This window comes from Natranaerofaba carboxydovora (assembly GCF_022539405.1).
GTDB classification, from domain to species: Bacteria; Bacillota; Natranaerobiia; order Natranaerobiales; family Natranaerofabaceae; genus Natranaerofaba; species Natranaerofaba carboxydovora.
The window spans coordinates 1,072,853-1,096,699 of record NZ_CP054394.1 but is presented as its reverse complement, the minus strand read 5'-3'; the positions used below and the strand labels follow the sequence as shown (position 1 = coordinate 1,096,699).

The window sequence follows — 23,847 nt, the reverse complement described above, 5'->3', positions numbered from 1 at the left end:
TAACAAAAGAAAAATCAAAAAACAGTTAATCATCATTTACTCTATTTTCTAACTATCCTTTAAGTTCTCTAGCAAGGCTTTCATCAGCACTATATTTGATTCAACACCTTCTGCTTCTTCAGAGCTTCTAGCACTATCCCTGGCATCTTCTTTTATTTCTAGTCCTTCTATCAGTACTTCCTTTGCATTTTGAGTCTGATCTTGCTCTAGATAAAATAATGCTAAATGAAGATACATCTCTATCCTAAATCCAGCATAATCAACAGCATATTGGAAATGTTTTTCCGCTTTATCATAATATCCAGCTTCCTTATATGTGTCAGCTAAAATATTCTGTAATACACTATCTACAGGACTAAGCTCTACTGCCTGCTCTAACCTAGACAGAGACTTATTCAAAAACTTTTCTGTATCGCTTTCATTTTCTGTTTTTTTGTAAAGCTGCCAATAAGCATTTGAAGCATAAGAATATACTTCTGAATCTATGGGGTATATAGTATTTGCTATATCATAGGTTTCAGCTGCTTTATACAGCTCTCCCTCATCTTCGTAACTAACTCCTCTTTCATGTATTATTGTACCTGTATACTGCCAGGCCGTTAGAATTAATAAAAACATAAGCATCACTGAGACAAATTTATAACCAATATATTTATCAGTTAACAAATTTCGAATCTTTCTTGCATTATTACTAATAAAGCTTAAATTTATCATTGTAGCATTGCGTATATTCATATCACCCCAATTTATATTTCTACACATTACTCCAGCAGCGGCAAAAAATATAACAGCAGCCCCTGGAAAGTTAAAACTAAATTCTGCTCCTATATGTATTAAAAATGCGACCATCGCTGCTACAATCCCTGCAAAATAAATTGAGTCTTTTCTTTGTATGTATTTATAAACTGCTCCTCTAAATATTGAGAATATAAAACCCATAAACAAAAATAGCCCCACAAGACCATTTTCAGCCATCATTTGAATATAATGATTATGGGCAAAGCGAGAAAACCATCTCCCATCAACATATTCTAGAAAATAAGCTGTATAAAAAGTCCCAAGACCATGTCCAAGTATAGGTTCTGAAGCTCCAAGCCTTGCGCCAACTTTCCAAAATTCTAATCTTCCAGCCCCTGACCTTGCCACAAATGAATCCGCTCTTGTAACATGCTCTACAAATTGCCTTCCCTCATCACTTACAACACCCTGCACATACGGTGCTACAGCCATTATGCCGTGGGTTAGCATAACTGCAAGGACAAAACATATTATAGTTTTTAACACTGAAGAAAATAACTCTCTTTTATCTCTAGCCCCTATCAACACAAAAGGCAGTGAAAGAGCTAAGCTAATAAAAGCACCCCTAGATCCAGATAAAAATAACGCTGATAAAATTATTATAGAAGGCAAATATAATAAAACATTAGAGCGTTTAAGATTGTATCCCCATAATAGTAAAAATATAAGAAGCAGATAAGTACCTAGAGGGTTAGAGTTTGTAAAAGTACTCTCTATCCTGCCTGTAGAAATAATCAAATATTCACTTATACCAAAAAGAGCTATCCCAAAACCTGTGATTACTATTATCCTGGCAACTCTATAAACATTATCCTCACTAAGAGTAAGCGCTAACATAAAAACCAAACCATAAATGCCGAGCTGCAAAAACTCCACTAAGGTACGATGTGGGTTCAGCGACCATATAATACTAATACCACACCATAAAAAAAATAGCACATACCAAAAAAGCGGGTGGTATAAATCAATTAAAATATTTATTTTGTTTGTAGTAAATGTTATTAGTGACACAATCAATAACAAAAACAAAACCCAGTACATAACATTATGATCAAATCCGCCATCAAGAAGTGGCAGCAAAGCTAATGTTATCATCAACGCAAAAGCAGGAAGTGAAACTTGGTTGCTTGATTCAAGTTTAAAGAACAATAATTTTCACCTGCCCTAAAGTTAGCCAAAATGAATTTATTTTGTGTTCAAATTTTTTGTAAAGAAAAAAATTCCCTGCTAGTAGCAGGAAATTAGAAAATTGTCTGTTAGAAAATTATCCTCCGTTGTCAAACATATCTTCAACGTTTTCCCAAAGATTATCCCAGTCAACATCTTCATCAATATAATCTTCGAAGTAGTCTTGAAAGTTTTCTTTATTAACTTCGCCAAAATCATATCCTGAATCCCTATGTTCAGTGCGGTACATATCCATAGCTGACCTTACCACTCTTCTGTCCGCATCTTTAGCTGTATCTTCCGCAGTTTTTGTTATATTCTGATAAGCCGGTATTGCTATCGCTACCAATATACCTATAATTGCAACAACTACCATAAGTTCGACAAGGGTGAAACCCTCTTCTTCTTTATTAATTTTCTTACTTAAGTATTTAAACATTTTTCTTCTCTCCTCCCCTTTATATATTCCTATTTATATCTATATTATACCATATATAGGACGTCCTACAAATAATTATTTCTTGATAATTATTATCATTTTAGGTTAACGTACCCCTAAAAATATTCTAATACAGTAATCGCAATCACTATTGATGCAGCTACAATCAGAGGGATTATCAACAACTCCCCTGGCGAAAAACCTAATATTTTATTATCTTCTCTTTTGGATTTTCCTCTTTTTAACTGGGTTATTTCTACATCGAATTTTTGGTTTACATCTTTTTGTTCATTTTCTAATTTATCTATTCTGTCTCGTAGGCTATTTATCTCCTGGCGCTGTTGGACTATTTTTTCAAATGCTTCTGTAAAAATTTTCATGTTCTGAGATAGGACTTTTTCCCTATTATTTAGTCCATCATCTGCTTCTACTAGGTCTATGCTGTTATTAAACTCATTATTCAGGGCTTGTTTAATTTTTTCTTCTGAGTAATCCTGCTGGCTTAGTTCATATATTCTCAGGACTTTTTCACAAGCTTCTGGGTGATATAGCACCCCATTATGATTATCAGAGTTTTCATTATTAATATTATCTTCATAATCAAAATAGTCATCATAAGTTTTAACATAGTTTTTGATAGTACTTTCAGGTATGCCTGTCCTTTTTGAGATTTGGTCAATCCTAAGCCATTTTACCACTACAAAACGCCCCTTTTAAAACACGCCAAAATAACTTAGTTATTTAGACCCAGTTAGTTTTCTTTATTTATATCAAAATTCAACATCAAATGTCAATTCTTGTCTTATTAAACCAAAAGATATTCTAGATACAAATTTAATAGCTGATCCCCAAAGATGACTGACATGAATATTCCAAGACAGATAAAGGGCCCAAAAGGTATAGGATCTTTTCTATCTTTTAGCTTTAGCGCCATTAGAGTAACACCAACTATACTCCCAATAATTGAAGCAATTAAAATAGTAAGGGCTGTTAATGCTCCACCTAACAAAAACCCGGCAGCAAACATAAGCTTTATATCTCCGCCACCCATTCCACCGCGGCTAATAACTGCAATGAAAAAAAATAAGCCTCCACCAATAACAGCACCAAGGCCACCATCATATAATGAAATCTCAGGATAAATAATCTGCCATATTATAGCCCAGACAAGTAATATTAGCACAAGCTTATTTGGAATAATTCGATTATCAATGTCAATAAATGATATGACAATCAAGATCGAAAAGATAAATAAGTATTTAATTAATAATAAACCAATTCCAAAATAAACATAGCTAATTACAAAAATAATTCCTGTAAGAGCTTCTACAAGAGGATAGCGAGGGGTTATTTGGGAGCTGCAGTATCTGCATTTTCCTTTCAAAAATAAATAACTAAACACAGGAATTAAATCAAAAGGCTTTAGTTTTGTCTCACATTCCGTACAAGAAGAAGAATTATATACTACAGTTTCATTTCTTGGAATCCTATATATACATACATTTAAAAATGACCCTACTACGATGCCAAGTAAAAATACAATGAAAAAAATATAGAAGTCAATAAATCCCAATAAATTTCACCTTTCTACCCTCGTTATAATTGGTAATATTTATAATCATTTATTCTATTACAAAAAATTATATGAACAACCTTTGTTTTAATTGCATGCATAAATACTACTTATGCGACAGACTTTTTGCATTATGAGTTTTTACTTTTAACAGTGTGGTTTTAATATTATTCGACAAATTTTGCTAAATACCTTTATTTCACAGGATAGGTCAAACTGGCAAAAAAGCACCAGATGAGTTTTTAAGATATTTGGTTAGAATAATGATAAGCTATATTATCCCTGTACAGAAAAAAAATTTTCCAGAGCAAAGGAGGTATTATGGATTTATACAAATGATTATACAAATGATAATATATGCCCTGTTTGTAACGGACTAATAACATTAGAAGAGTCATGTCCTAACTGTAAGGAAGTTTTAGAAGATTCAGGTTATATCGAGAGTTTATTCGGGCCTTATGCGCCTTATGAAGAGATAGGACGACAGACTAACAAAAAAGGCAACTGTGTACATGAAATCGTTTGCCCTTATTGTGATAAAACCTGGACTATTAATGTTAACAAATTGGACTTTTGACTATACTAAAAAAAAGCCCACCCAAGGGCTTTTTTTAGTAACTTTTTTTGTGACTTTTTTAGTGCCTTTTTTAATGGTTTTTTTACTTAAAAGCTTCTTGAAGTGCTTTTTGGGGGATAATCTTAACTTTATCACCAGTTTTAAGACCAGCAGCATTTGCTTCATCGGTATCAACATGGAATTCACATTCATAAGAATCTTTCACTCTGACAAGAACATTCTTAAATATTAGACCTCTTTCGCCATCTACTTCAACAGTGACATGGTCTTTATCTTTAAGGGATAATTTATCAGCGTCTTCAGTATGCATGTGTATATGTCTTTTGGCAACTATTGCACCTTCGCTTAGTTCTATTTCACCTTCAGGACCTTCAAGTATTACCGGTGAAGAGTCTTCAATGTCCCCTGAATCTCTAATAGGTGGATTAATTCCTAATACAAAAGCATCAGTAAGGGAGATCTCTACCTGACTATTACTTCTTACAGGCCCAAGAATTCTTACACGGTTGATGCTACCTTTTGTACCTACAAGGGTTACAGTTTCTTCTGCAGCATATTGACCGGGTTGGTTTAATTCACGAAGTGGTGTTAATTTATATCCTGGTCCAAATAATATTTCCAAATGTTCTTGCGTAAGGTGTACGTGCCTACTTGATACTCCTACTACAACTTCAAACATGATGAATTACTCTCCTTTATATGCAATTAATTACTGTAAATAAACTTTTATTGTTACGAGTAATTCTAATTACATTGTATTGCAATTTGACAACCTAGTCAATGTCAAACGCCGAATTCAGAAAATAAACTCTGTTATGACTAAATATATTATTTTATCTCTTTATTTGGGGTGATTTATCACTCTTGTGTTTTATTATTGCAAATTTCAATAATAGTTGGAATTGTTGCATAATTGTCAGTATACAAAAATTGTCTATCAACTACATTTCCTTGTTCATCTTTTTTGTATCTCCAGGTACTAATTTCATAACCCGGACTTCCTTCCTGTTTTATTACTTCTTCACCTTCATTACAATCGTTGGAGTTTTCTGCTTCTACATATTCTGTTGGAGGCTGTTTTTCCTCATAATCAGCAGTTACAATTTCATATCGTTCATCCAGGTCTTCATATTTTTCATGACCAAATATCTTGAAGTACAGTCTATTATCCTCTGTATATGAGAATATCAATAAATGATTGTCATAGGGATTTTGCACTTTTAGATCCAAATATTTCTCTGCTACAGCTGCATCTCTTCCAACGGGAAGATAACTAACTGGCCTACTGTGATTATGTCTTTCTAGAATATTTAGCCCGGCCTTTAATGCTGAATTATAAAAAGTTGAAGATACCTGACATAATCCTCCACCCACTCCATCAACGAATTCCTCATCCACAATAATTGGCGCCTTTCTTAGTTTTTCTTTTTGCCTTAAGTCATCTATGATTTCATTAAAAGAAGTAACCTCTTCTGGTCCAACAATCAAATTATAAAAATATTCTGATGCAAGGTTTATATTATGAGTCCTTCCCTCCTTTTCTTCATCAAACTCAGTATAAAAACTACTTACCATCGCTTCAATTTCCATATTTTCTAAATCACTAGTAGTAGTTTCTGGGGGCTTTTCTTCTACAATCAAAGGGATAGTCACTTGATTCTCTTCAAATAATAATCCATAGTGATATTTTATTAGTTCTTCAACTTCTTCATAAGTCTTATTGATATTTACGGCTTTACCATTAATTGATTCAATTATTTCCAATTCATTAGTTTCCTTATCAAGAGAAAATTTAGCTTCTTTGGGGTCTAATTTCAATTCATCATTTATATTTTCTATTTCATTTATAGTTTTCTCTTTTTCTATCTCTGAAACTATACTTTTTTCTTCCTCATATGGTACGATCCCAAGCATGTCAGCTAATATATCAATGTTACTAAGAGATTGCCAATCTTCAACAATCTCTTCAATGGTATCATCAATTAAATAATCAATATTTAACTTATCAAAACTATATTCCCATTTATAATCTTCGTCATCGTTTTCATATTCAAAAACAATTTTATTATCTTCGGAATTTAGCTGTTCTTTTAGATAAGAACTTACTTCATTTACATCTCTTTCTCCAACATATTTGTTTATAATATCTTTAGGTGCATCATTTTTTGATCTATCGGTTATTTTAATTCCGGGATGAACTTTGTTATCATAGCTAGATCTATAAATTGCTCCAGCAGCTAATAATGCTGCAATTATTGCAAAAAATATAACCAAAATTATTAATGGAGTTTTGAACTTACTATTTTTTAAGCTTAAAAAAAGCATAAATAATACCACCCCGCTTGGTTTAGTATAGGTTTTTATAATTTATATTTAAACCATAGGGTGGTTAAAACTAATTTTTTTAATTCAATCTATCTTCTTATTTGCTTGTCTTTATTACTTCTATAAATTTTCTGGCTAATTCAGGATCAAATTGTGAACCAGCACATCTTTTGATTTCATTTAAAGCTTCTTCTTGTGAGACTGCCTCTTTGTATGATCTTTTGTTTGTCATAACATCAAAAGTATCAACTATCGCTATAATCCTTGAAAGAAGTGGTATTTCCTCCCCTTTTAATCCATATGGATAGCCTTTTCCATCCCACCGTTCATGGTGAGTTGCAATTTCTTCTGCGATATGATTCAAATCTACTGAACTGCTGGCTATTCTTCTTCCTATTTCCGGATGTTCTTTGATTTTTTCCCATTCTTTCTGAGTTAATTTTGCAGGTTTTTTTAATATATCTTCTGCAATTGCTACTTTCCCTATATCATGAATTGTAGCAAGAAGAGATAAGCTATCTAATTCAGAATTTGACAGGCCAAGATATTCACCAAATTTAAAACAAAGTTTAGTCATCCTCCATGCATGGGCTTCTGTTTCATCACTTTTTTCTTTTAAAGTCATTAATAAAGCAGATATTATATCACTTTTTGAACTTTCACTTTCACCTAATTTGTTTTTATTCAGCCTGTCCTCTGCTCTTTTAACAAATTGTTCATAGGGTTCGTGGACATCTTCTTTAGTAGCCCTACCTAAAGATATTTTTAGTTTTATGGAATCCAAAAATATTTCACTGCTTTCATTTTTAATTTTTTTAGAAATATCTTCTGCCATATACATATCAGTATTTGGCATAAGAATAATGAGTTCATCTCCACCCCAACGACCAGTTATATCTTTGTTACGACTTATTTTTTTAATAACTTCTGCTGTTTTTAGGAGAAGTTCATCTCCTTTGCTATGACCATAAGTATCATTTATAATCTTCAGACCGTTTATATCGATTATTATTATGCTTAAAGGTAAGTATTCTGTCTGGTTTAAGGTTTGTAATTTTTCATCAATATAGCTTCTGTTATACAGCTTAGTTAATTTGTCCTTAGAGCCTATATATTTAAGTTCCTTTTCAGCCTGCTTTCGTTTGAGTACCTCCCAAACCTTGTCCATAAACAAAGTAAGTTGCAAAACATCATTTTGTGTATAAAAATTTTCTTTATTTGCTACTCCTATCACAGCTACAATTTTATTTCCCCTAATGATTGGCACACCCATATATCTTCTGATTTTTGCGTGACCATTGGGGTATCCTTTTTTAAGTAGATATGGAGCTTCATAATCATTTATAACTACCGGAATTCTCTGTCGAACGGTTTCTGCCCATATCCCTGCGTCCTCTAATTTTATGGATTTATCAAACTCTTTTACATCACAATTTTTCATAACATTTTTTGTAAAAGAAATTAATTTGAATTCCTTATTTCTTTCATCATATTCATAATAATGCCCTAATTTACTACCTGTCAAATTCACTGCTTCCTCAAGAGCAAAGTCCTGAAGTTCTTGAATCGAGAGTGCTTTTTGGAATAAACCAACCAATTTTTCTAAGCCTTTTTCGTTCTTCTTTAGTTCATCTTTAGCCATCTTTTGTTCTGTTATATCAGAAAAAGTTATAACAATCCCGGTAATATCATTTTTATCATTACAGACAGGTATAATACTTAGATCGATTTGAGCCTGTTGTCTATCCTTTCGCAATATAGATATTTCACTTAGAAAAACTTTTTCACCTGTTTTTATTGCTTTATTAACATAATTTGATATAGATTCTCTGTCGTCGTCATCATTATTAAGTAGTAAGATCTCGTCTATCGGCCTACCTATAGAAGCTTCATTAGCACTTCCTGTTATTCTTTCTGCCTGCTGATTAATATTTATAACTACACCAGAAGTGTCGGTAGATATTATTCCATCTCCAACTGACATCATAGTTGTTTGCAAATACTCTCTACTCTCTGTTAGTTCTTTTTTATATTTCTTTCTAATTACAAAATTTGAAAGCATTTTTGATATAGATTTAATTAACTCTTTTTCTTCTGCCAAAAAAGGGTCTTTATTATATTGCACTGACTCTTCTATATAAAAAATATCCAGGCTTCCAACTTTTTTATCATTTACAATTATTTCACTGCTAAGTTTCCATTTAGTTTCTCTAAAAAAACTTGTTTGAAATTTTTTGTCCTCTAATATTATCCTCGCGCAAACATTTTCAGGATAATGCCAATATGAAGGAAGCATATTCACTATATAATCAAAAAGTTCTTCTAAAGTATAGTCATCTCTAGCAGTTACATTGCTAATTTTGTTTAAACACTCAAACTCCTTAATTCGTTCTTGCAATTTTTTAATACTAGACTCATATTTATTTTCAAGTTGTTTTTTTTCTGTGACCTCCTCATAAATAAGTATAACCTTGTGGTCATCAGGATAATAATTAGCCCGGACTGTAAACCAATGCTCTTTATTATTTAAAGTATACAAAGGATAAGTTAACTCAAAATTATTTTTTTCCTTTTTTATTAGTATATTAATTCCTTCTCTTAATTTTGTTTTCGTTTCATTATCAATTCCACATAACTCATTTAGATAATCAAAATAGCTAAGTCCACAATTAAGTTTTTGTTTGTCAAAGTAAAATTCTTTGGACAAATCAAACCATAATTCATTCGCATTTTCAATATTTCCTTTTTTATCTAAAATACATACACTAACAGGTAAAGAATCTATAATAGATCTTAACTGATCTTTATCATAATTTGCAATATTTCGAAACATATTCCAAGGGCACTCCCTACAAATATTAAAAATTTTCAATCTTGTATCTGAAATTTATTTCTATGCTAACCATCCTTTCACCTGTTAATTATATGTAATTTTGTGTCGACATTTGTTATATCATACATTATCACTCATACTGTCACTAATTTCTTCGAAACCTTCATGAATCTGATTAAATGCATCTACTATCACTGGATCAAAATGCTTGCCTTTCTCTTCATTAATAATCTTAAAGGCTTTTTCGTGAGAAAAGGCTGGTTTGTAAACTCTTTTTGTTCTTAAGGCATCATATACATCAGCTACTGCCATTATGCGTGCGCTTAAAGGGATCTGATCTTTTGACAAACCATCTGGATAACCACTGCCATTCCACCTTTCATGGTGTGATCTAGCAATATTTATCCCCATATTTATAAATTCATTATTAGGATAACTGGCCTTAACTTCCTTTAGGGTTTTGGCTCCTATTGTTGTATGGCTTTTTATTATCTCAAATTCCTCGGTAGTTAGTTTTCCTGGCTTTAACAAAATATTATCCGATACTCCAACCTTTCCGATATCATGAAGTGGTGCTGCCCTGGTCAAATTTTCTATATAAGCTTCATCAATTATATCTTCATATTTAGATTCTTCTTTTAGTTCTGTTGCCAAGAAAAAACAAAATGATTGGGTTCTTTCAATATGCTGTCCTGTTTCATCATCACGAGATTCTGCAAGGTTTGCAAGTGCAATAATTGTTGCTATCTGTGAGTTGGAAATTTCCTCAACTTTTTCTTGAACCATTTCTTCAAGGTAACGGTTTTTTTTATCAATTTCTCTGGCATATTCATTTATAACTTCTTCTGCATTTTTTCGCTCGGATATATCACGTATTATAGCTGATGCCCAATATTTATCACCCATATTAATAGATGATAGGGCAATCTCTATAGGGAATTCTTCACCATTTTTATTTTTAGCAGTTAACTCCAAAACTTTTCCAATTGCATTTCCATGTCCTGTGTGGACGAAAGATTTAAAACCTTTTATGTAATCTGTTTTATATTTTTCTGGCATAATAAAATCATGAGGATCTATGCCAATAACTTCTGTTCTTTTATATCCAAACATTTTTTCTGCGGCAGTATTCCAGTAGACTGTCTTTGCATTTTCATCAATCATTATAACAGCATCTAAGGCCATATCACTTATTGCACGAAACTTAGCCTCATTTTCTCTTAAAGTTTGATTTTTTTCTTCTAGTTGTTTTTGGAGTTTTCTCATATTAAGGTGGGTTTCTATTCTAGCTTTTGCTTCATCTAGTTGAAAGGGCTTAGTCAAGTAATCCACAGCACCAAGATCAAAAGCCTTAACTTTTTCTTTGGTTCCTATCAAACTGCTGATAAAAATAACAGGAATATTTTTGAGATTTTCGTCAGCTTTAAGGTGTTCACATACCTCAAAACCACTCATTTCAGGCATATTAATATCCAAAAGTATTAAATCAGGTGGGTTTTTGGTAGCTGCTTTTAATCCATGACTGCCACGCTGAAACCCCTGGACTTTGTACCCACGTTCTCTTAACATATTAATTAATAATTTCAGATAAGAAGGGGTGTCATCAATTATCAATATGTTTTCCTGATTTTCTTTACACATTTATATATCTTCCTCCATTAATTCCACAAAAGCATGTGCTAACTCGGGATCAAACTGAGTCCCGGCACATCTTTTGATCTCTTCTAAAGCTTCTTCTTTGGTTTTTGCTTCTTGATATGTCCTTCCTGTAGTCATTACATCATAAGCATCAATAATAGCGATAATCCTTGCCAAAAGAGGAATTTCTTCTCCTTTCAAGCCTTTTGGATATCCCTTGCCATCCCAGCGTTCATGATGAGATGCAATCCCTTCTGCAATATGGACCAGGTTTTCAGTGGTACTCGCTATACGGCTTCCGGTTATTGGATGCTGTTTTATTTTCTCCCATTCCTCTTCAGACAACTTGCCTGGCTTTTTTAGTACATCTTCTGGGACTATAACTTTGCCTATGTCGTGCATAGTTGCAAGTATAGATAGCCTGTCTATATCTGAATAAGATAGACCTAATTTCTCGGCAAACCGAAAGCCAATATGGGTCATTCTTAATGCATGTTCTTCGGTTTCATCACTCTTTTCTTTTAAAGTACCTAGCAGTGCTGAAATTATATCGCTCCTACTGCTCTCATTCTCTACTAATTTATTCTTATACATATTATCTTCTGCCTCTTTTAGTACCTGATCAAAATCTGTTTTGTTTTCGACGAATACAGCAGTGCTTACAGCAATTTTTATCGGTATTTCTTCTTCTACCTGATGTTTGCTGCATTCATCCTTTAGCTTCTTGGCAAGCTCTGATGCTTCAGCTTCAGTTGTTTTAGGTAAAATAACAACAAAATCATCTTCTCCCCAGCGAGCAATAATGTCTTCTTCTCGACATAATTTCCTAAATATATTAGCAACACAAATTAGTATTTTATCTCCAACGTCACGCCCATAAGTATCATTGATAAGTTTTAGTCCATTTACATCCGCCATTATGATACTTATCGGAATATTTGACTGGTGGTTTTGGCGTATTATCTCATCTTCAAGATATATACGGTTATATAGACCTGTCAATCTATCGTGATAGCTTAAATAATAAAATTTCTGTTCATTTTCTTTTAAAGCATTTAGGGCTTTTTTATGATCAGTTATATCACGAATCTGTTCAACTATATATAATATTTCTCCATCTTCATCTAGCACCGGTGTCGCCCTTGTTTCAAGATAAAGATCATACTCTGGGAAATACTTTTCACTTTTTTCAAATTTTTTGGTCTCTAGTGTTTTAGTAGTAGCACAATCTTCGCAGGGTTCATTTTTATTAATAAGCTTGTAACACTTTTCTCCATACACTTCATGAGGTGTTTTATTCACAAATTTATAACCTGCTTCATTATATCTAATGATAGAATAGTCTGGTTTTTGGATAGCTATAATATCCGGTATTGAATTTAATGTTTCTTCTAACAACAGCTTAGTTTCTAAGATTTCATCTTCCTTTTGTTTATTATCTGTAATATCAATGCCTGTCCCTACTATGTATTTCATTTCGTTATTATCATCAGTTATAACTGTATTTCGCCAATCTATTAGTCTCTTTTTGCCGGTTTTTGTCTGCCAATAATTTTCATTATAATTTGGGAACTGACCCAAGTTTAATTCATTAAAAACTTGTTTAACTGTATCTTTTTCTTCCTCAGTTATTAATACATCCCAAACATAGCAATCTTTAACTTCTTCAAATGTAAACCCCGTTAATGCTTCACATTCAGGATTAAAATATTCAATTTTACCATTGCTATCCATTATAATTACAAGAGCACCTATAACATCCAAAATTTTGGCAATTGATTCTTTGTTAAACTCCAAGATATAGTCACCCCATTACAACCCGTAATATCCTGCTTAGTAATATCTTCTACTATTATACCATTTTTTCCTTCTACTGTATCATAATATATTAAAAAAAGGCAGACTCACTTCAGATAAGAAAGTCTGCCTGATAAGCAAGTCTGCCTAAAATATTATAGTTTAATTATTAACTTAAATTATAATAGCCTATATAAATATTTTAACTACAGCATAGCAAGCAGTATTCCTGCTGCTACAGCAGAACCTATAACTCCAGCTACGTTTGGACCCATAGCATGCATTAATAAGAAGTTTTGTGGGTTTTCTTCTTGACCAACTGCTTGAGAAACTCTGGCTGCCATAGGCACTGCTGAGACTCCTGCAGAACCAATAAGTGGATTTATTTTGCCACCTGTAAGTTTACACATTAGCTTACCAAGTAAAACCCCAACAGCTGTTCCGACAGCAAATGCGCCTAATCCAAGTACTATGATCATTATAGTATCAAGCTGCAAAAAGCTTGCAGCATCAGCAGTTGCTCCTACAGTTACTCCTAAAAATATAACTACTATATTATTTATTTCGTTTTGAGCTGCCTTACTTAATCTATCGGTTACTCCACATTCCCTAAATAAATTACCAAGCATTAACATTCCTATCAAAGGAAGAGAAGTCGGGATCAAAAGTCCTACCAAAATCGTAACAGTTATAGGGAATGCCACTCTTTCTTTCTTAGAAACGGGCCTTAACTGCTCCATTACAATTTTTCTCTCTGACTCATTAGTAAATAACTTCATTATCGGTGGCTGAATCACCGGTACAAGAGCCATGTAAGAATAAGCAGCTATCGCCACCGGTCCAAGCAGTTCGGGTGCTAGTTGACTTGTCAAAAATATACTTGTAGGCCCGTCCGCACCACCTATGATTCCTATAGAGCCAGCCTCTGCCGGGGAAAACCCTAAAAACAAAGCTCCTATCAAGGTAGCAAAAATACCAAACTGAGCTGCTGCACCCAACAGAAAGGTCTTAGGGTTTGCTATAAGTGGGCCAAAGTCAGTAAGAGCTCCCACTCCCAAAAAGATTAGTGGTGGATACACTCCCCATGCTACAGGCTGGTATAGATACCAAAGCAACCCACCTGGCTCACCATTTGTTGGTGAACCCATTAATTCACCCAGGGGAAGGTTAATAAGTAACATACCAAAGCTAATAGGAACTAGTAATAATGGCTCATATTTTTTATAAATTGCCAAATATAGCAATATAAGAGATATAAATATCATTATCAACCTTGGCAAATCAAGTTCCGTAAATCCTGTTGATGCAAAAAAACTTAGAACTTTATCCCACATTACAATCATATATCTGCCCCCTATTCTAAGACGATCAGAGGATCACCTGAATCAACACTATCTTGTTTTCTCACTAGAATTTCCTTAACGGTTCCTTCCCCGGAGGCTTTGATCTCATTTTCCATTTTCATAGCTTCTAACACTAAAACAACCTGACCTGCCTGGATTTGATCTCCTTCACTAACCTTAATATCTAGAACAGTTCCAGGCATCGGAGCATTTACACTATTTCCTCCTCCCGACGCAGCTGGCTTTTTGGCAGGTTCTTCTTTTTTCTCAGGTTTTGGTGGTGCTTTAGGCTGTTCTTGCTTTGGCTTAGGTTCAGGTTTTGATTCCTGCTGAGATGGGGGAGGTGGGGTAGAGGTAGTTTCCTCTCCTATCTCTTCTACTTCAACTTCATAAGTTTTTCCTTCAACGCTAACACGAAATTTTTTTCATTTCTTTCTCCCCTTTCCTTAATTAATATCGTGATGGGGTTTCATCAAATTTTCTCTACCAGATATTGTCCAAAATGATAGTTCATCATTTCGTTTTATCGGTTTTATACTTCTAATTCTAAAACCACCTTCACTAGTACCTAGCATCATGCTTATTGATGCAGATATAGCAGCAATAGTAGTATAATCTAAGCATTCATCTTCTTTATTATTAATTGTTTCTTCACCACCAGTTACATCATAAGTCTCATCTTTAGTTTCTTGTTTGTTCTCTTCTTTGCTGATTTTAGTGTCATGTTTTTGGACTGTAGCTTCCTTGTTAGTTTGGTTAGCTTTTACCGTCGGTACTTGGCTAGAACCAGCCCCAGTAGCCTCTGGATTTAAAAACCTGCTAAGCCCCACAATAATTAAGTAAAGCAAAAATAGTGCAATTATTACTATAGCAAAACCAAGTGCTGTAACCTGCAATCCAGATAATACTTCTTCACTCATAAAAGCCTCACACCCTTTTTCTAAACTGGTATATTGCCATGTTTTTTAGAAGGTCTACCTTCACTCTTAGTAAGCATGGCTTCAAGAGCATAAATCAGTCTTGGTCTACTTTCTTTTGGATCAATAATATCTTCTACCATACCTCTTGAAGCTGCCACATAAGGATTAGCAATCTGATTTCTATAATCTTGTATTTTATCTTCTCTCGCTTGTTGTTTGTCTTCAGCATTTTCTATATCTTTCTTAAAGATTATATTAGCAGCACCTTCTGGCCCCATAACTGCAATCTCAGCTGTAGGCCAGGCAAATGACATGTCAGCTCCAAGGGATTTTGAGCACATGGCAACATAAGCTCCTCCATAAGCTTTTCTTAGGATTACTGTTAATTTGGGTACTGTTGCCTCTGAATAAGCATACAGCAGCTTGGCACCATGTCTAATTATACCTCCATACTCTTGATTGGTACCAGGCAGATATCCAGGAACATCTACAAAGCTCAAAATAGGTATATTGAAACTGTCACAAAAACGTATAAACCTTGAAGCTTTGTCTGATGCATTAATATCAAGACAACCTGCAAGATGTGCAGCCTGGTTTGCAATTATTCCAATAGGTTTTCCATTAAGATACGCAAATCCTACTACCATATTTTTTGCATAGGCTTCCTGCACTTCAAAGAAATACTTGTCGTCAACAATCCTTTCGATTACGTCCCTAACATCGTATGGTTTATTTGGATTAATTGGTACAATTTGATCTAGGTCAGGTTCTTTTCTGTTTGGATCGTCGGTTGGTTCTATTCTTGGAGGATCTTCTTTGTTATTAGAAGGTAAAAATTTCAGCAATTCTTTAATTTTGTCAAGACATTCTTGGTCACTATCACAAGCAAAATGGCCAACTCCACTGGTTGTATTGTGGGTATCTGCTCCTCCAAGCTCCTCAAAGGTTATCTCCTCACCTGTAACGGTTTTTATAACCTGAGGACCTGTAATAAACATCTGACTGCTTTCTCTAACCATAAATACAAAGTCTGTAAGGGCTGGCGAATAAACGGCTCCACCTGCGCATGGCCCCATTATAGCGGATATTTGAGGTATAACGCCCGAGCTAATGGTGTTCCTATAAAAGATCTCACCATATCCACTAAGAGCATCTACACCCTCTTGTATTCTTGCACCACCAGAATCATTAAGTCCTATCATAGGAGCACCTGATTTTCTTGCAAGATCCATTACTCTACAAATTTTGTATGAATGCATCTCACCAAGGGCTCCACCTAATACGGTAAAGTCCTGAGCATATACATACACAAGTCGCCCTTCAATTGTCCCATAGCCTGTAACAACACCCTCTCCAGGTGCTTCAGTTTTATCCAAACCAAAGTCAGTATGTCTATGCTTGACAAATAAATTAAGCTCTACAAAACTGTCCTTGTCTAAGAGGGCTTCAAGACGTTCTCTTGCTGTCTTTTTTCCTTTTTCATGTTGTTTTGCAATTCTTTTTTGGCCGCCTCCTTCACGAAGTTTTTCTTTTTCTTGATGGAGTACGTCCAAGCTCTTATTTGATTCTTCTGAAGTCATAGTTCAATACCCCCTACCTTAATTTCCTTAATTTCGCTTTTGACATAATTCTACAAGTGTACCTCCAGTACTTTTTGGATGGATAAAAGCTATCTTTGCCCCATGAGCCCCATCTCTTGGTTCTTCATCAATCAATTTTACACCTTTATTCTTTAATTCTTCAAGCTTTTTTTCGATATTATCAACATGTAGGGCAATATGATGAACCCCTTCTCCTTTTTTGTCTAAAAACTTTTTAACAGGACTTTCATCTGAAGAAGGTTCCAAAAGTTCTATTTTGCTTTCACCTACTGGCAAAAAAGCAACTTTAACCTTTTGCTGTGGAACTTCTTCTACATCTTTACATTCCATACCCAAATTCTCAGTGTAAAACTTAAGTGCATCATCGATATTATTAACTGCCACACCTATGTGATCTACCTTTTCTACCATTGTTAACCTCCTTTCTTTAATTATTCATTACTAGATTATAATTCAATTTACGTCATATTTTATCATTTTTTTATGCTTTTGACTCTATAAATTTAATAATTTCTTCACTTGTCGCACCCGGTGTAAATATCTCAGCAATTCCCTGTTCTTTTAGGTGAGGAATGTCTTTTTCAGGAATTATACCACCACCAAGTACTAACACATCATCTGCACCTTTTTCTTTTAGTAATTTAACAACTTCCGGGAATAGATCATTATGAGCTCCGGATAAGCAGCTAAGACATACCACTCTAGCATCTTCCTGCAAAGTTACAGTTACAATTTGCTCCGGAGTTTGTCTAAGGCCTGTATATATAACTTCCATTCCTGCATCCCTTAAAGCCCTGGCTATAAATTTGGCACCTCTATCATGCCCATCTAAGCCAGGCTTTGCTACTACCACACGAATTGGCTCCATAACTCAAGTAACCCCCTTTATTTAAATGTAGCTATCTGCTTCATACTCTCCAAATACTTCTCTTAATGTACCACATATTTCTCCTAAGGTAGCATAAGACTTAACTGCATCCTTAATATAAGGCATAAGGTTATCTTCACCTTTTGCAGCTTCTTTTAATTTTTCAAGGGAAGTATTCACTTTGTCATTATCACGCTTTTCTCTAAGCTCTTTTAGATGCTTTTCTTGTCTATTGGATACTTCCTGATCGACCTCAAGAGTATCTAAATCTTTCTCCTCTTCTTCGGTTTGATATTCATTTACTCCAACTATAACCCTTTCTTTCTCTTCTACTGCTTTTTGCCATTTGAACGAGCTATCTTGGATTTCCTTCTGAATAAAACCTTTTTCTATAGCCTGTGGCACTCCACCGAGTTCATCTATTTTATTTATTAATTTCACAGCTTCATCTTCTAGCTTATCAGTTAAGGACTCTAGATAATAGCTTCCACCAAATGGATCTGGGGTATCTGTCACTCCACTTTCGTGGGCAATTATCTGTTGGGTTCTAAGAGCTATCTGTACAGATTCTTCTGTAGGCAGTGATAGAGCTTCATCTCTTGAGTTAGTGTGTAGCGACTGAGTCCCACCAAGTACTGCAGCTAAAGCCTGCATAGCAACTCTTACAATATTGTTATTTGGCTGCTGAGCAGTTAGCGTACATCCTGCAGTCTGAGTATGGAATCTAAGTCTCAAGCTTCTTTCATCTTCGGCACCAAAGCGTTCTTTCATCAATTTGGCCCAAAGCCTTCTTGCAGCTCTAAACTTCGCAATCTCTTCAATAAAGTCCAAGTGTGAATTAAAGAAGAAAGACAACCTTGGAGCAAACTTATCAACTTCTAAACCACTGTCAATAGCTGCTTTAACATACTCTAGTCCATTAGCAAGAGTAAAAGCTATTTCTTGAATAGCAGTACTCCCTGCTTCACGAATGTGATAGCCACTAATACTTATCGTATTCCAGTTAGGAACTTCCTGACTGCAGTATTCTATAACGTCTGTTATGAGACGCATTGATTCTTCCGGGGGAAAGATATAAGTTCCGCGGGCTACATATTCCTTTAAAATATCATTTTGGATAGTCCCCCTAAGTTTGTCAGGAGACACACCCTGCTTCTCAGCAACTGCAATATACATTGCCAAGAGAACCGCTGCGGGGGAGTTTATCGTCATAGATGTACTAACTTTGTCTAGCGGTATCTGATACAAAAGCCTTTCCATATCTTCTATAGAATCTATTGCAACTCCTACTTTTCCAACTTCACTTTTTGCCATGGCATGATCAGAATCAAAACCTATCTGGGTTGGCAGGTCAAATGCAACACTTAGTCCTGTTTGACCCTGTTCTAACAAATATCTAAATCTTTTGTTTGTTTCCTCTGCTGATGCAAACCCAGCATACTGACGCATAGTCCATAAACGTCCTCTATACATAGTCGGCTGAATACCCCTGGTATAAGGAAATTCTCCTGGAAATCCAAGATCATTAACATAATCTACCTGGTTATCACCTATTGGGAGATATAATGAATCTACCGAGATTCCAGAAGGGGTCTCAAATTCTTCTTTTCTCTCTGGAAATTTGTCCAACACTTTTTTAAGTGTTGTGGACTTCCACTGCTCAAACCTATCTTCAATCTCCTTTGTCAACAAAAATCCCTCCTTGTATTTGTTAGTTAATAGTTAATAATTATTAAAAAATAACTTGATAAGATTGAATTTTTCCAACTTTTAAAAAATTCAAAGCACAAAAAGTGGTGCCAATTTTTGATCTCGGGCATGCAACCATGCCACCTGAGAATGTAGTCACATCCCAATTCTGATAGACAATTATTCTAAATATTTCTTAAAAATCCTGCTAAAAGAAAAAATTTATTTAAAAGATCTAAAATACCCCGGCCAAAAAGGGCCGGAGTAATTTAATCAAGCCATCCTCTTATCCGCATTGCTTCACCTAATCTTTGAACTGCGAGAAGATAAGCAGCAAGCCTCATGTGTACACCGTAGTTTAAGTGGGTTTTGTAACACGCTTCAAAAGCTTCCATCATCATCTGCTCCATACGTTCATTTACCTCTTGTTCAGTCCAGTAATAGTTCATCAAATTTTGCACCCATTCAAAATAACTTACTGTAACCCCACCTGCATTTGCCAAGATGTCCGGCAGGGTAAGGATCCCTCTTTCAAAAAGGATTTTATCTGCTTCTGGAGTTGTCGGTCCATTAGCAGCCTCACCAATTATTTTCGCTTTAATATTTTGGGCATTTTCACCAGTAATTTGATTCTCAAGTGCAGCAGGAATCAAAACATCACAATCTAAGGTCAGCAGCTCATCATTAGTAACTTCTTGTGTCCCTGGATAGTTTTTAACAGAGCCCATATCTGATTTGTATTCCAATAAATCATATGGATCAATACCATCAGGATTATAAATACCAGCAGATGAATCATTACAGGCAACAATTTTTGCACCCAAATCATGTAATAACCTGGCTGCAACACTTCCAGCGTTTCCAAAACCCTGTATTGCTACCCTCACATCATTCATGTCATATTCTAGCGCTTTAATTGCTTCTCTAGTTACTATAACACAACCTCTCCCTGTTGCTTCAGAGCGACCTTTTGAACCACCAACAATCAAAGGCTTACCAGTTATGAGGCCAAAATTGTTATAACCTCTAACTTTACTGAATTCATCCATCATCCAGGCCATAACTTGAGGATTAGTATAAACATCAGGAGCTGGAATATCCTTTTCTGGCCCTACATCACTTGCAATATTTTTTATGAATTCTCGACTAATACGTTCCTGTTCTCTCTCAGTAAGGTTTTTGGGGTTACACTCGACTCCTCCTTTTGCACCACCATAAGGAACTCCCACCACTGCACATTTAATAGTCATCCACATAGATAGGGCTTTTGCTTCATCTAACTCAACAGTGGGATGAAATCGAAGTCCACCCTTGTATGGGCCAAGGGCGTTACTGTGCTGTGAGCGAAGACCCTTAAAAACTTTAATAGAACCATCATCCATTTTCACTGGGAAAGAAACCTCAATCACCCGATCAGGCTCTTTTAAGATCTCATACACAGTAAAGTCAATTCCAAGAAGTTTAACCGCTTCTTTAATCTGATTTTGAACAATTTTAAAAATATTGAGGTTTTCAGCCATCAAGACGCCTCCTAATACCCTTATAGGGAATTTTTCCCAAGATCGTACCCGGCCTCAAAAGCTTTAATATTAAGATCTTCAGTACCGGGAGGCACATTTTCTTTTATCGCTTCCTTAGTAGCATCAGGAGATGTCACATCACTGCACGCCACAATGGCGCCAAGAGCTACCATGTTAGCTACTATAGGTTTAAGCTTTTCTTTAGCAGTACTTAATATAGGAACGCTGTACAAGTTCTTTACTTTTGAATCTACCCCGTCACAGTCCACACTGTCGTCAACTATAACCATTCCATCTTCCTTAATGTCAGTTATATATTTGTTTAGAGCCTCTTCTGTTAGAGCTAATAAAAAATCCGGCTCTGTTACTTTTGGATAATCAATTCTCTCATCACTTATCAATACTTCTGATTTACTAGCTCCGCCTCTGGCCTCAGGGCCATAGCTTTGGGTCTGAACTACGTTCTTACCTTCTTTAGTTGCTGCTGCTCCCAAAATTATCCCGGCAAGAATTAGACCCTGACCACCTGATCCACTAAGTCTCATTTCAAATTTTTTCATCCTGTTGTCCCCTCCTTCTTACTGACCTTTTCGATAACTTTTTCGTATTCTTCTACGTATTCAGGTCTATCTGCAACTTTGTGAAGCTCTCCGATCATTATCTTTTCTTGTTGTTCTTCTGGTGATAGCTTCTCGGCAGCCTTCTTTTTGATAGTTACGTCCTTTTGCCACTGTAACATGTCTACTGCTGTCTTTAGGTTATTCCTTCTACCATAATAAGTAGGACATTGGCTAATACCTTCAACAAAAGAAAATCCTTTGTGATCTAAAGCAGAAGTTATCAAAGTGGTTAGCTGTTTTGCATGATAGGTTGCACCACGTCCAACGTAAGATGCTCCAGAAGAAATCATAAGATCACATAAATTAAATGCCTGGTCAACATTTCCGTATGGAGCAGTTGTACCATAGGCACCCTTTGGTGTAAGGGGTGAGTACTGGCCGCTGGTCATGCCATATATGTTGTTATTAAATACAACTGTTGTTATATCTATATTCCTTCTAGCTGCATGGATCAGGTGGTTACCTCCAATTGCTGCACTGTCACCATCACCTGAGAGTACAATTACATTTAAGTCAGGGTTACCTAACTTAACACCTGTGGCAAATGCCATTGCCCTACCATGGGTAGTGTGAAGAGTATTAAAGTTTAGATAACCTGTTGCTCTAGAAGAACAACCTATTCCAGATACTACTACAGTCTTTTCCTGATCTAAGCCCACTTCATCTATAGCTCTTATCAGACTATTCAATATTATCCCATGCCCGCATCCGGGGCACCATATATGAGGTAATTTATTAAGACGCAAGTATTTTCTCAAATGAACTGCCATTTTAGGATTCCTCCTTAACGATAGCTTCTAAAATTTCTGCTGGGGTTATAAGCTCCCCGTCTACTCTATTTACACCTACTATATTTTGAGATAGGTTGATACAGTTCTTTATTTCACCTTTTATTTGACCAAGGTTCATTTCTGGAACAACTACAGTTTTTACATCTTTTAGTAGGTCAGTTAGTATTTCTTCAGGGAATGGCCAAATGGTTTTCAGGGTAATAAGGCCAGTTTTTATCCCTTTTTCTCTGGCTTGATCCATGGCAGTAGCTGCAGTCCTAGCTGCTGAACCGTATGCAACAATTACTACTTCTGCATCATCTAAGTTCTCTGTACTATATTCAACAATATCATCTTTGTTATCTTCTACTTTATTTACTAGCCTTTCTGTTAGGCCTCCAATTACATCTGGGTTTTTTAGGTCGGGAAATCCTGTTTCATCGTGAGATAGACCTGTTACATGGAATAGATACCCTTCTCCATAATTTGCCATGGGAGGAATCATATCGTCATCTGCTTTGTAAGGTAGGTAATTATCAAGATCTTTTGCAGGTTTTTTCCTTTCTACAATCTCTAGTTCATCCTGTGTTGGTAAAACTACATTTTCTCTCATATGACCTATTACTTCATCTATTAGTAATACAACAGGAGTTCTGTATTTTTCTGAAAGATTTATCGCCCTTACTGTTAAGTCAAAAGTCTCCCTAACAGAAGCTGGGCACAAAGCTATAGCCGGATGATCTCCATGGGTACCCCATTTGGCCTGCATCATGTCACCCTGTGATGGCAGCGTAGGCGCACCTGTACTTGGGCCACCTCTTTGAACGTTAACTACAACACAGGGCACTTCAGCCATGGCAGCAAAACCTAGATTCTCCTGTTTCAAAGAAAAACCCGGGCCACTTGTTGCCGTCATACTCTTTGCCCCGGCTAAAGAACCACCTATTATCGCCCCCATGCTTGCGATTTCATCTTCCATTTGTATGAATCTACCACTTACCTTTGGAAGCTCTTCTGCTAATCCTTCGGCTATTTCACTTGATGGGGTTATGGGATAACCTGCAAAAAATTTAATACCTGCTGCAATTGCAGCTTTTACACAAGCTTCATTTCCTTGGATTAATTGTGGCTTTTTTTCACTCATTATCTTTCTCCCCCTTTTTTACAACAATCGCAAAATCCGGGCAGCGAAGTTCACATTGTTGACATTTATTACAATCCTCTGGGTTTTTGACATAAGATTTACCCTTGGAATCAAAGTCTAATACTTTCTTGGGACAAAATTCTATGCATATTCCACAGCCTTTGCACCATTTGCCTGCAACAGAGACTGGTGATTTTTTAGCATCTACCATAGCTTTAGATCACT

General features: G+C 35.3%; 21 protein-coding genes. All 21 read right to left on the bottom strand.

Annotated elements, in window-relative coordinates; genetic code table 11:
* Window positions 1-48: 48 nt before the first annotated feature.
* The 21 genes from ACONDI_RS05320 to ACONDI_RS05220 all read right to left on the bottom strand — a co-directional run bounded on the left by ACONDI_RS05320 (window position 49) and on the right by ACONDI_RS05220 (window position 23,833).
* Complete coding sequence (locus ACONDI_RS05320; RefSeq protein WP_241080445.1) at window positions 49-1,947, bottom strand: O-antigen ligase family protein; 1,899 nt, start codon at window positions 1,945-1,947, stop codon at window positions 49-51.
* 115 nt (window positions 1,948-2,062) lie between these two features.
* Window positions 2,063-2,404, bottom strand: coding sequence for a type II secretion system protein (locus ACONDI_RS15745; protein WP_338086470.1), 342 nt, complete (start codon window positions 2,402-2,404; stop codon window positions 2,063-2,065).
* A gap of 116 nt (window positions 2,405-2,520) precedes the next feature.
* The gene (locus ACONDI_RS05310; RefSeq protein ID WP_241080444.1) at window positions 2,521-3,102 is read right to left on the bottom strand and encodes a MerR family transcriptional regulator; all 582 of its coding nucleotides are present in this window, start codon (window positions 3,100-3,102) and stop codon (window positions 2,521-2,523) included.
* A 107-nt stretch (window positions 3,103-3,209) separates the two neighbouring features.
* On the bottom strand, window positions 3,210-3,977 hold the full coding sequence (locus ACONDI_RS05305) for a prepilin peptidase (RefSeq protein ID WP_241080443.1): 768 nt from the start codon (window positions 3,975-3,977) through the stop codon (window positions 3,210-3,212).
* A gap of 659 nt (window positions 3,978-4,636) precedes the next feature.
* Window positions 4,637-5,233 (bottom strand): phosphate propanoyltransferase, encoded by a 597-nt coding sequence (pduL, locus tag ACONDI_RS05300; RefSeq protein WP_241080442.1) that lies wholly within the window; start codon window positions 5,231-5,233, stop codon window positions 4,637-4,639.
* Between the two features lie 179 nt (window positions 5,234-5,412).
* Window positions 5,413-6,879: a VanW family protein gene (locus ACONDI_RS05295; RefSeq protein ID WP_241080441.1), complete on the bottom strand. Its 1,467-nt coding sequence runs from the start codon at window positions 6,877-6,879 to the stop codon at window positions 5,413-5,415.
* A gap of 97 nt (window positions 6,880-6,976) precedes the next feature.
* Window positions 6,977-9,712, bottom strand: coding sequence for an HD domain-containing phosphohydrolase (locus tag ACONDI_RS05290; protein ID WP_241080440.1), 2,736 nt, complete (start codon window positions 9,710-9,712; stop codon window positions 6,977-6,979).
* A gap of 120 nt (window positions 9,713-9,832) precedes the next feature.
* Window positions 9,833-11,353, bottom strand: coding sequence for an HD domain-containing phosphohydrolase (locus ACONDI_RS05285; protein WP_241080439.1), 1,521 nt, complete (start codon window positions 11,351-11,353; stop codon window positions 9,833-9,835).
* Entirely contained in the window at window positions 11,354-13,147 is a 1,794-nt protein-coding gene (locus ACONDI_RS05280) for an HD domain-containing phosphohydrolase (RefSeq protein ID WP_241080438.1), read from the bottom strand.
* Window positions 13,148-13,353: 206 nt separating this feature from the next.
* Window positions 13,354-14,481, bottom strand: a complete 1,128-nt coding sequence (locus tag ACONDI_RS05275) for a sodium ion-translocating decarboxylase subunit beta (RefSeq protein WP_420848183.1) — start codon at window positions 14,479-14,481, stop codon at window positions 13,354-13,356.
* Window positions 14,482-14,501: 20 nt separating this feature from the next.
* Window positions 14,502-14,861, bottom strand: coding sequence for a biotin/lipoyl-containing protein (locus ACONDI_RS15635; RefSeq protein ID WP_277397837.1), 360 nt, complete (start codon window positions 14,859-14,861; stop codon window positions 14,502-14,504).
* 75 nt (window positions 14,862-14,936) lie between these two features.
* The gene (locus tag ACONDI_RS05265) at window positions 14,937-15,410 is read right to left on the bottom strand and encodes an OadG family protein (protein ID WP_241080435.1); all 474 of its coding nucleotides are present in this window, start codon (window positions 15,408-15,410) and stop codon (window positions 14,937-14,939) included.
* 20 nt (window positions 15,411-15,430) lie between these two features.
* The gene (locus tag ACONDI_RS05260; RefSeq protein WP_241080434.1) at window positions 15,431-16,990 is read right to left on the bottom strand and encodes an acyl-CoA carboxylase subunit beta; all 1,560 of its coding nucleotides are present in this window, start codon (window positions 16,988-16,990) and stop codon (window positions 15,431-15,433) included.
* A 27-nt stretch (window positions 16,991-17,017) separates the two neighbouring features.
* On the bottom strand, window positions 17,018-17,422 hold the full coding sequence (gene mce / locus ACONDI_RS05255) for a methylmalonyl-CoA epimerase (protein ID WP_241080433.1): 405 nt from the start codon (window positions 17,420-17,422) through the stop codon (window positions 17,018-17,020).
* Window positions 17,423-17,492: 70 nt separating this feature from the next.
* Window positions 17,493-17,879, bottom strand: a complete 387-nt coding sequence (locus ACONDI_RS05250) for a cobalamin B12-binding domain-containing protein (protein WP_241080432.1) — start codon at window positions 17,877-17,879, stop codon at window positions 17,493-17,495.
* A 21-nt stretch (window positions 17,880-17,900) separates the two neighbouring features.
* A complete protein-coding gene (locus tag ACONDI_RS05245) occupies window positions 17,901-19,571 on the bottom strand; it encodes an acyl-CoA mutase large subunit family protein (protein WP_420848165.1) in 1,671 nt (556 codons plus the stop codon).
* Window positions 19,572-19,837: 266 nt separating this feature from the next.
* On the bottom strand, window positions 19,838-21,091 hold the full coding sequence (locus tag ACONDI_RS05240) for a Glu/Leu/Phe/Val family dehydrogenase (protein ID WP_420848164.1): 1,254 nt from the start codon (window positions 21,089-21,091) through the stop codon (window positions 19,838-19,840).
* 17 nt (window positions 21,092-21,108) lie between these two features.
* Window positions 21,109-21,648 carry a 2-oxoacid:acceptor oxidoreductase family protein gene (locus tag ACONDI_RS05235; RefSeq protein ID WP_241080429.1) on the bottom strand — a complete coding sequence of 180 codons (540 nt, stop codon included), beginning with the start codon at window positions 21,646-21,648 and terminating at the stop codon, window positions 21,109-21,111.
* Entirely contained in the window at window positions 21,645-22,478 is an 834-nt protein-coding gene (locus ACONDI_RS05230; protein WP_241080428.1) for a 2-oxoacid:ferredoxin oxidoreductase subunit beta, read from the bottom strand. Before ACONDI_RS05230 ends, ACONDI_RS05235 begins: the two co-directional genes overlap by 4 nt.
* Before the next feature lies 1 nt (window position 22,479).
* Window positions 22,480-23,622 (bottom strand): 2-oxoacid:acceptor oxidoreductase subunit alpha, encoded by a 1,143-nt coding sequence (locus tag ACONDI_RS05225; RefSeq protein WP_241080427.1) that lies wholly within the window; start codon window positions 23,620-23,622, stop codon window positions 22,480-22,482.
* Window positions 23,615-23,833, bottom strand: a complete 219-nt coding sequence (locus ACONDI_RS05220; RefSeq protein ID WP_241080426.1) for a 4Fe-4S dicluster domain-containing protein — start codon at window positions 23,831-23,833, stop codon at window positions 23,615-23,617. Before ACONDI_RS05220 ends, ACONDI_RS05225 begins: the two co-directional genes overlap by 8 nt.
* Between the last annotated feature and the right edge of the window lie 14 nt (window positions 23,834-23,847).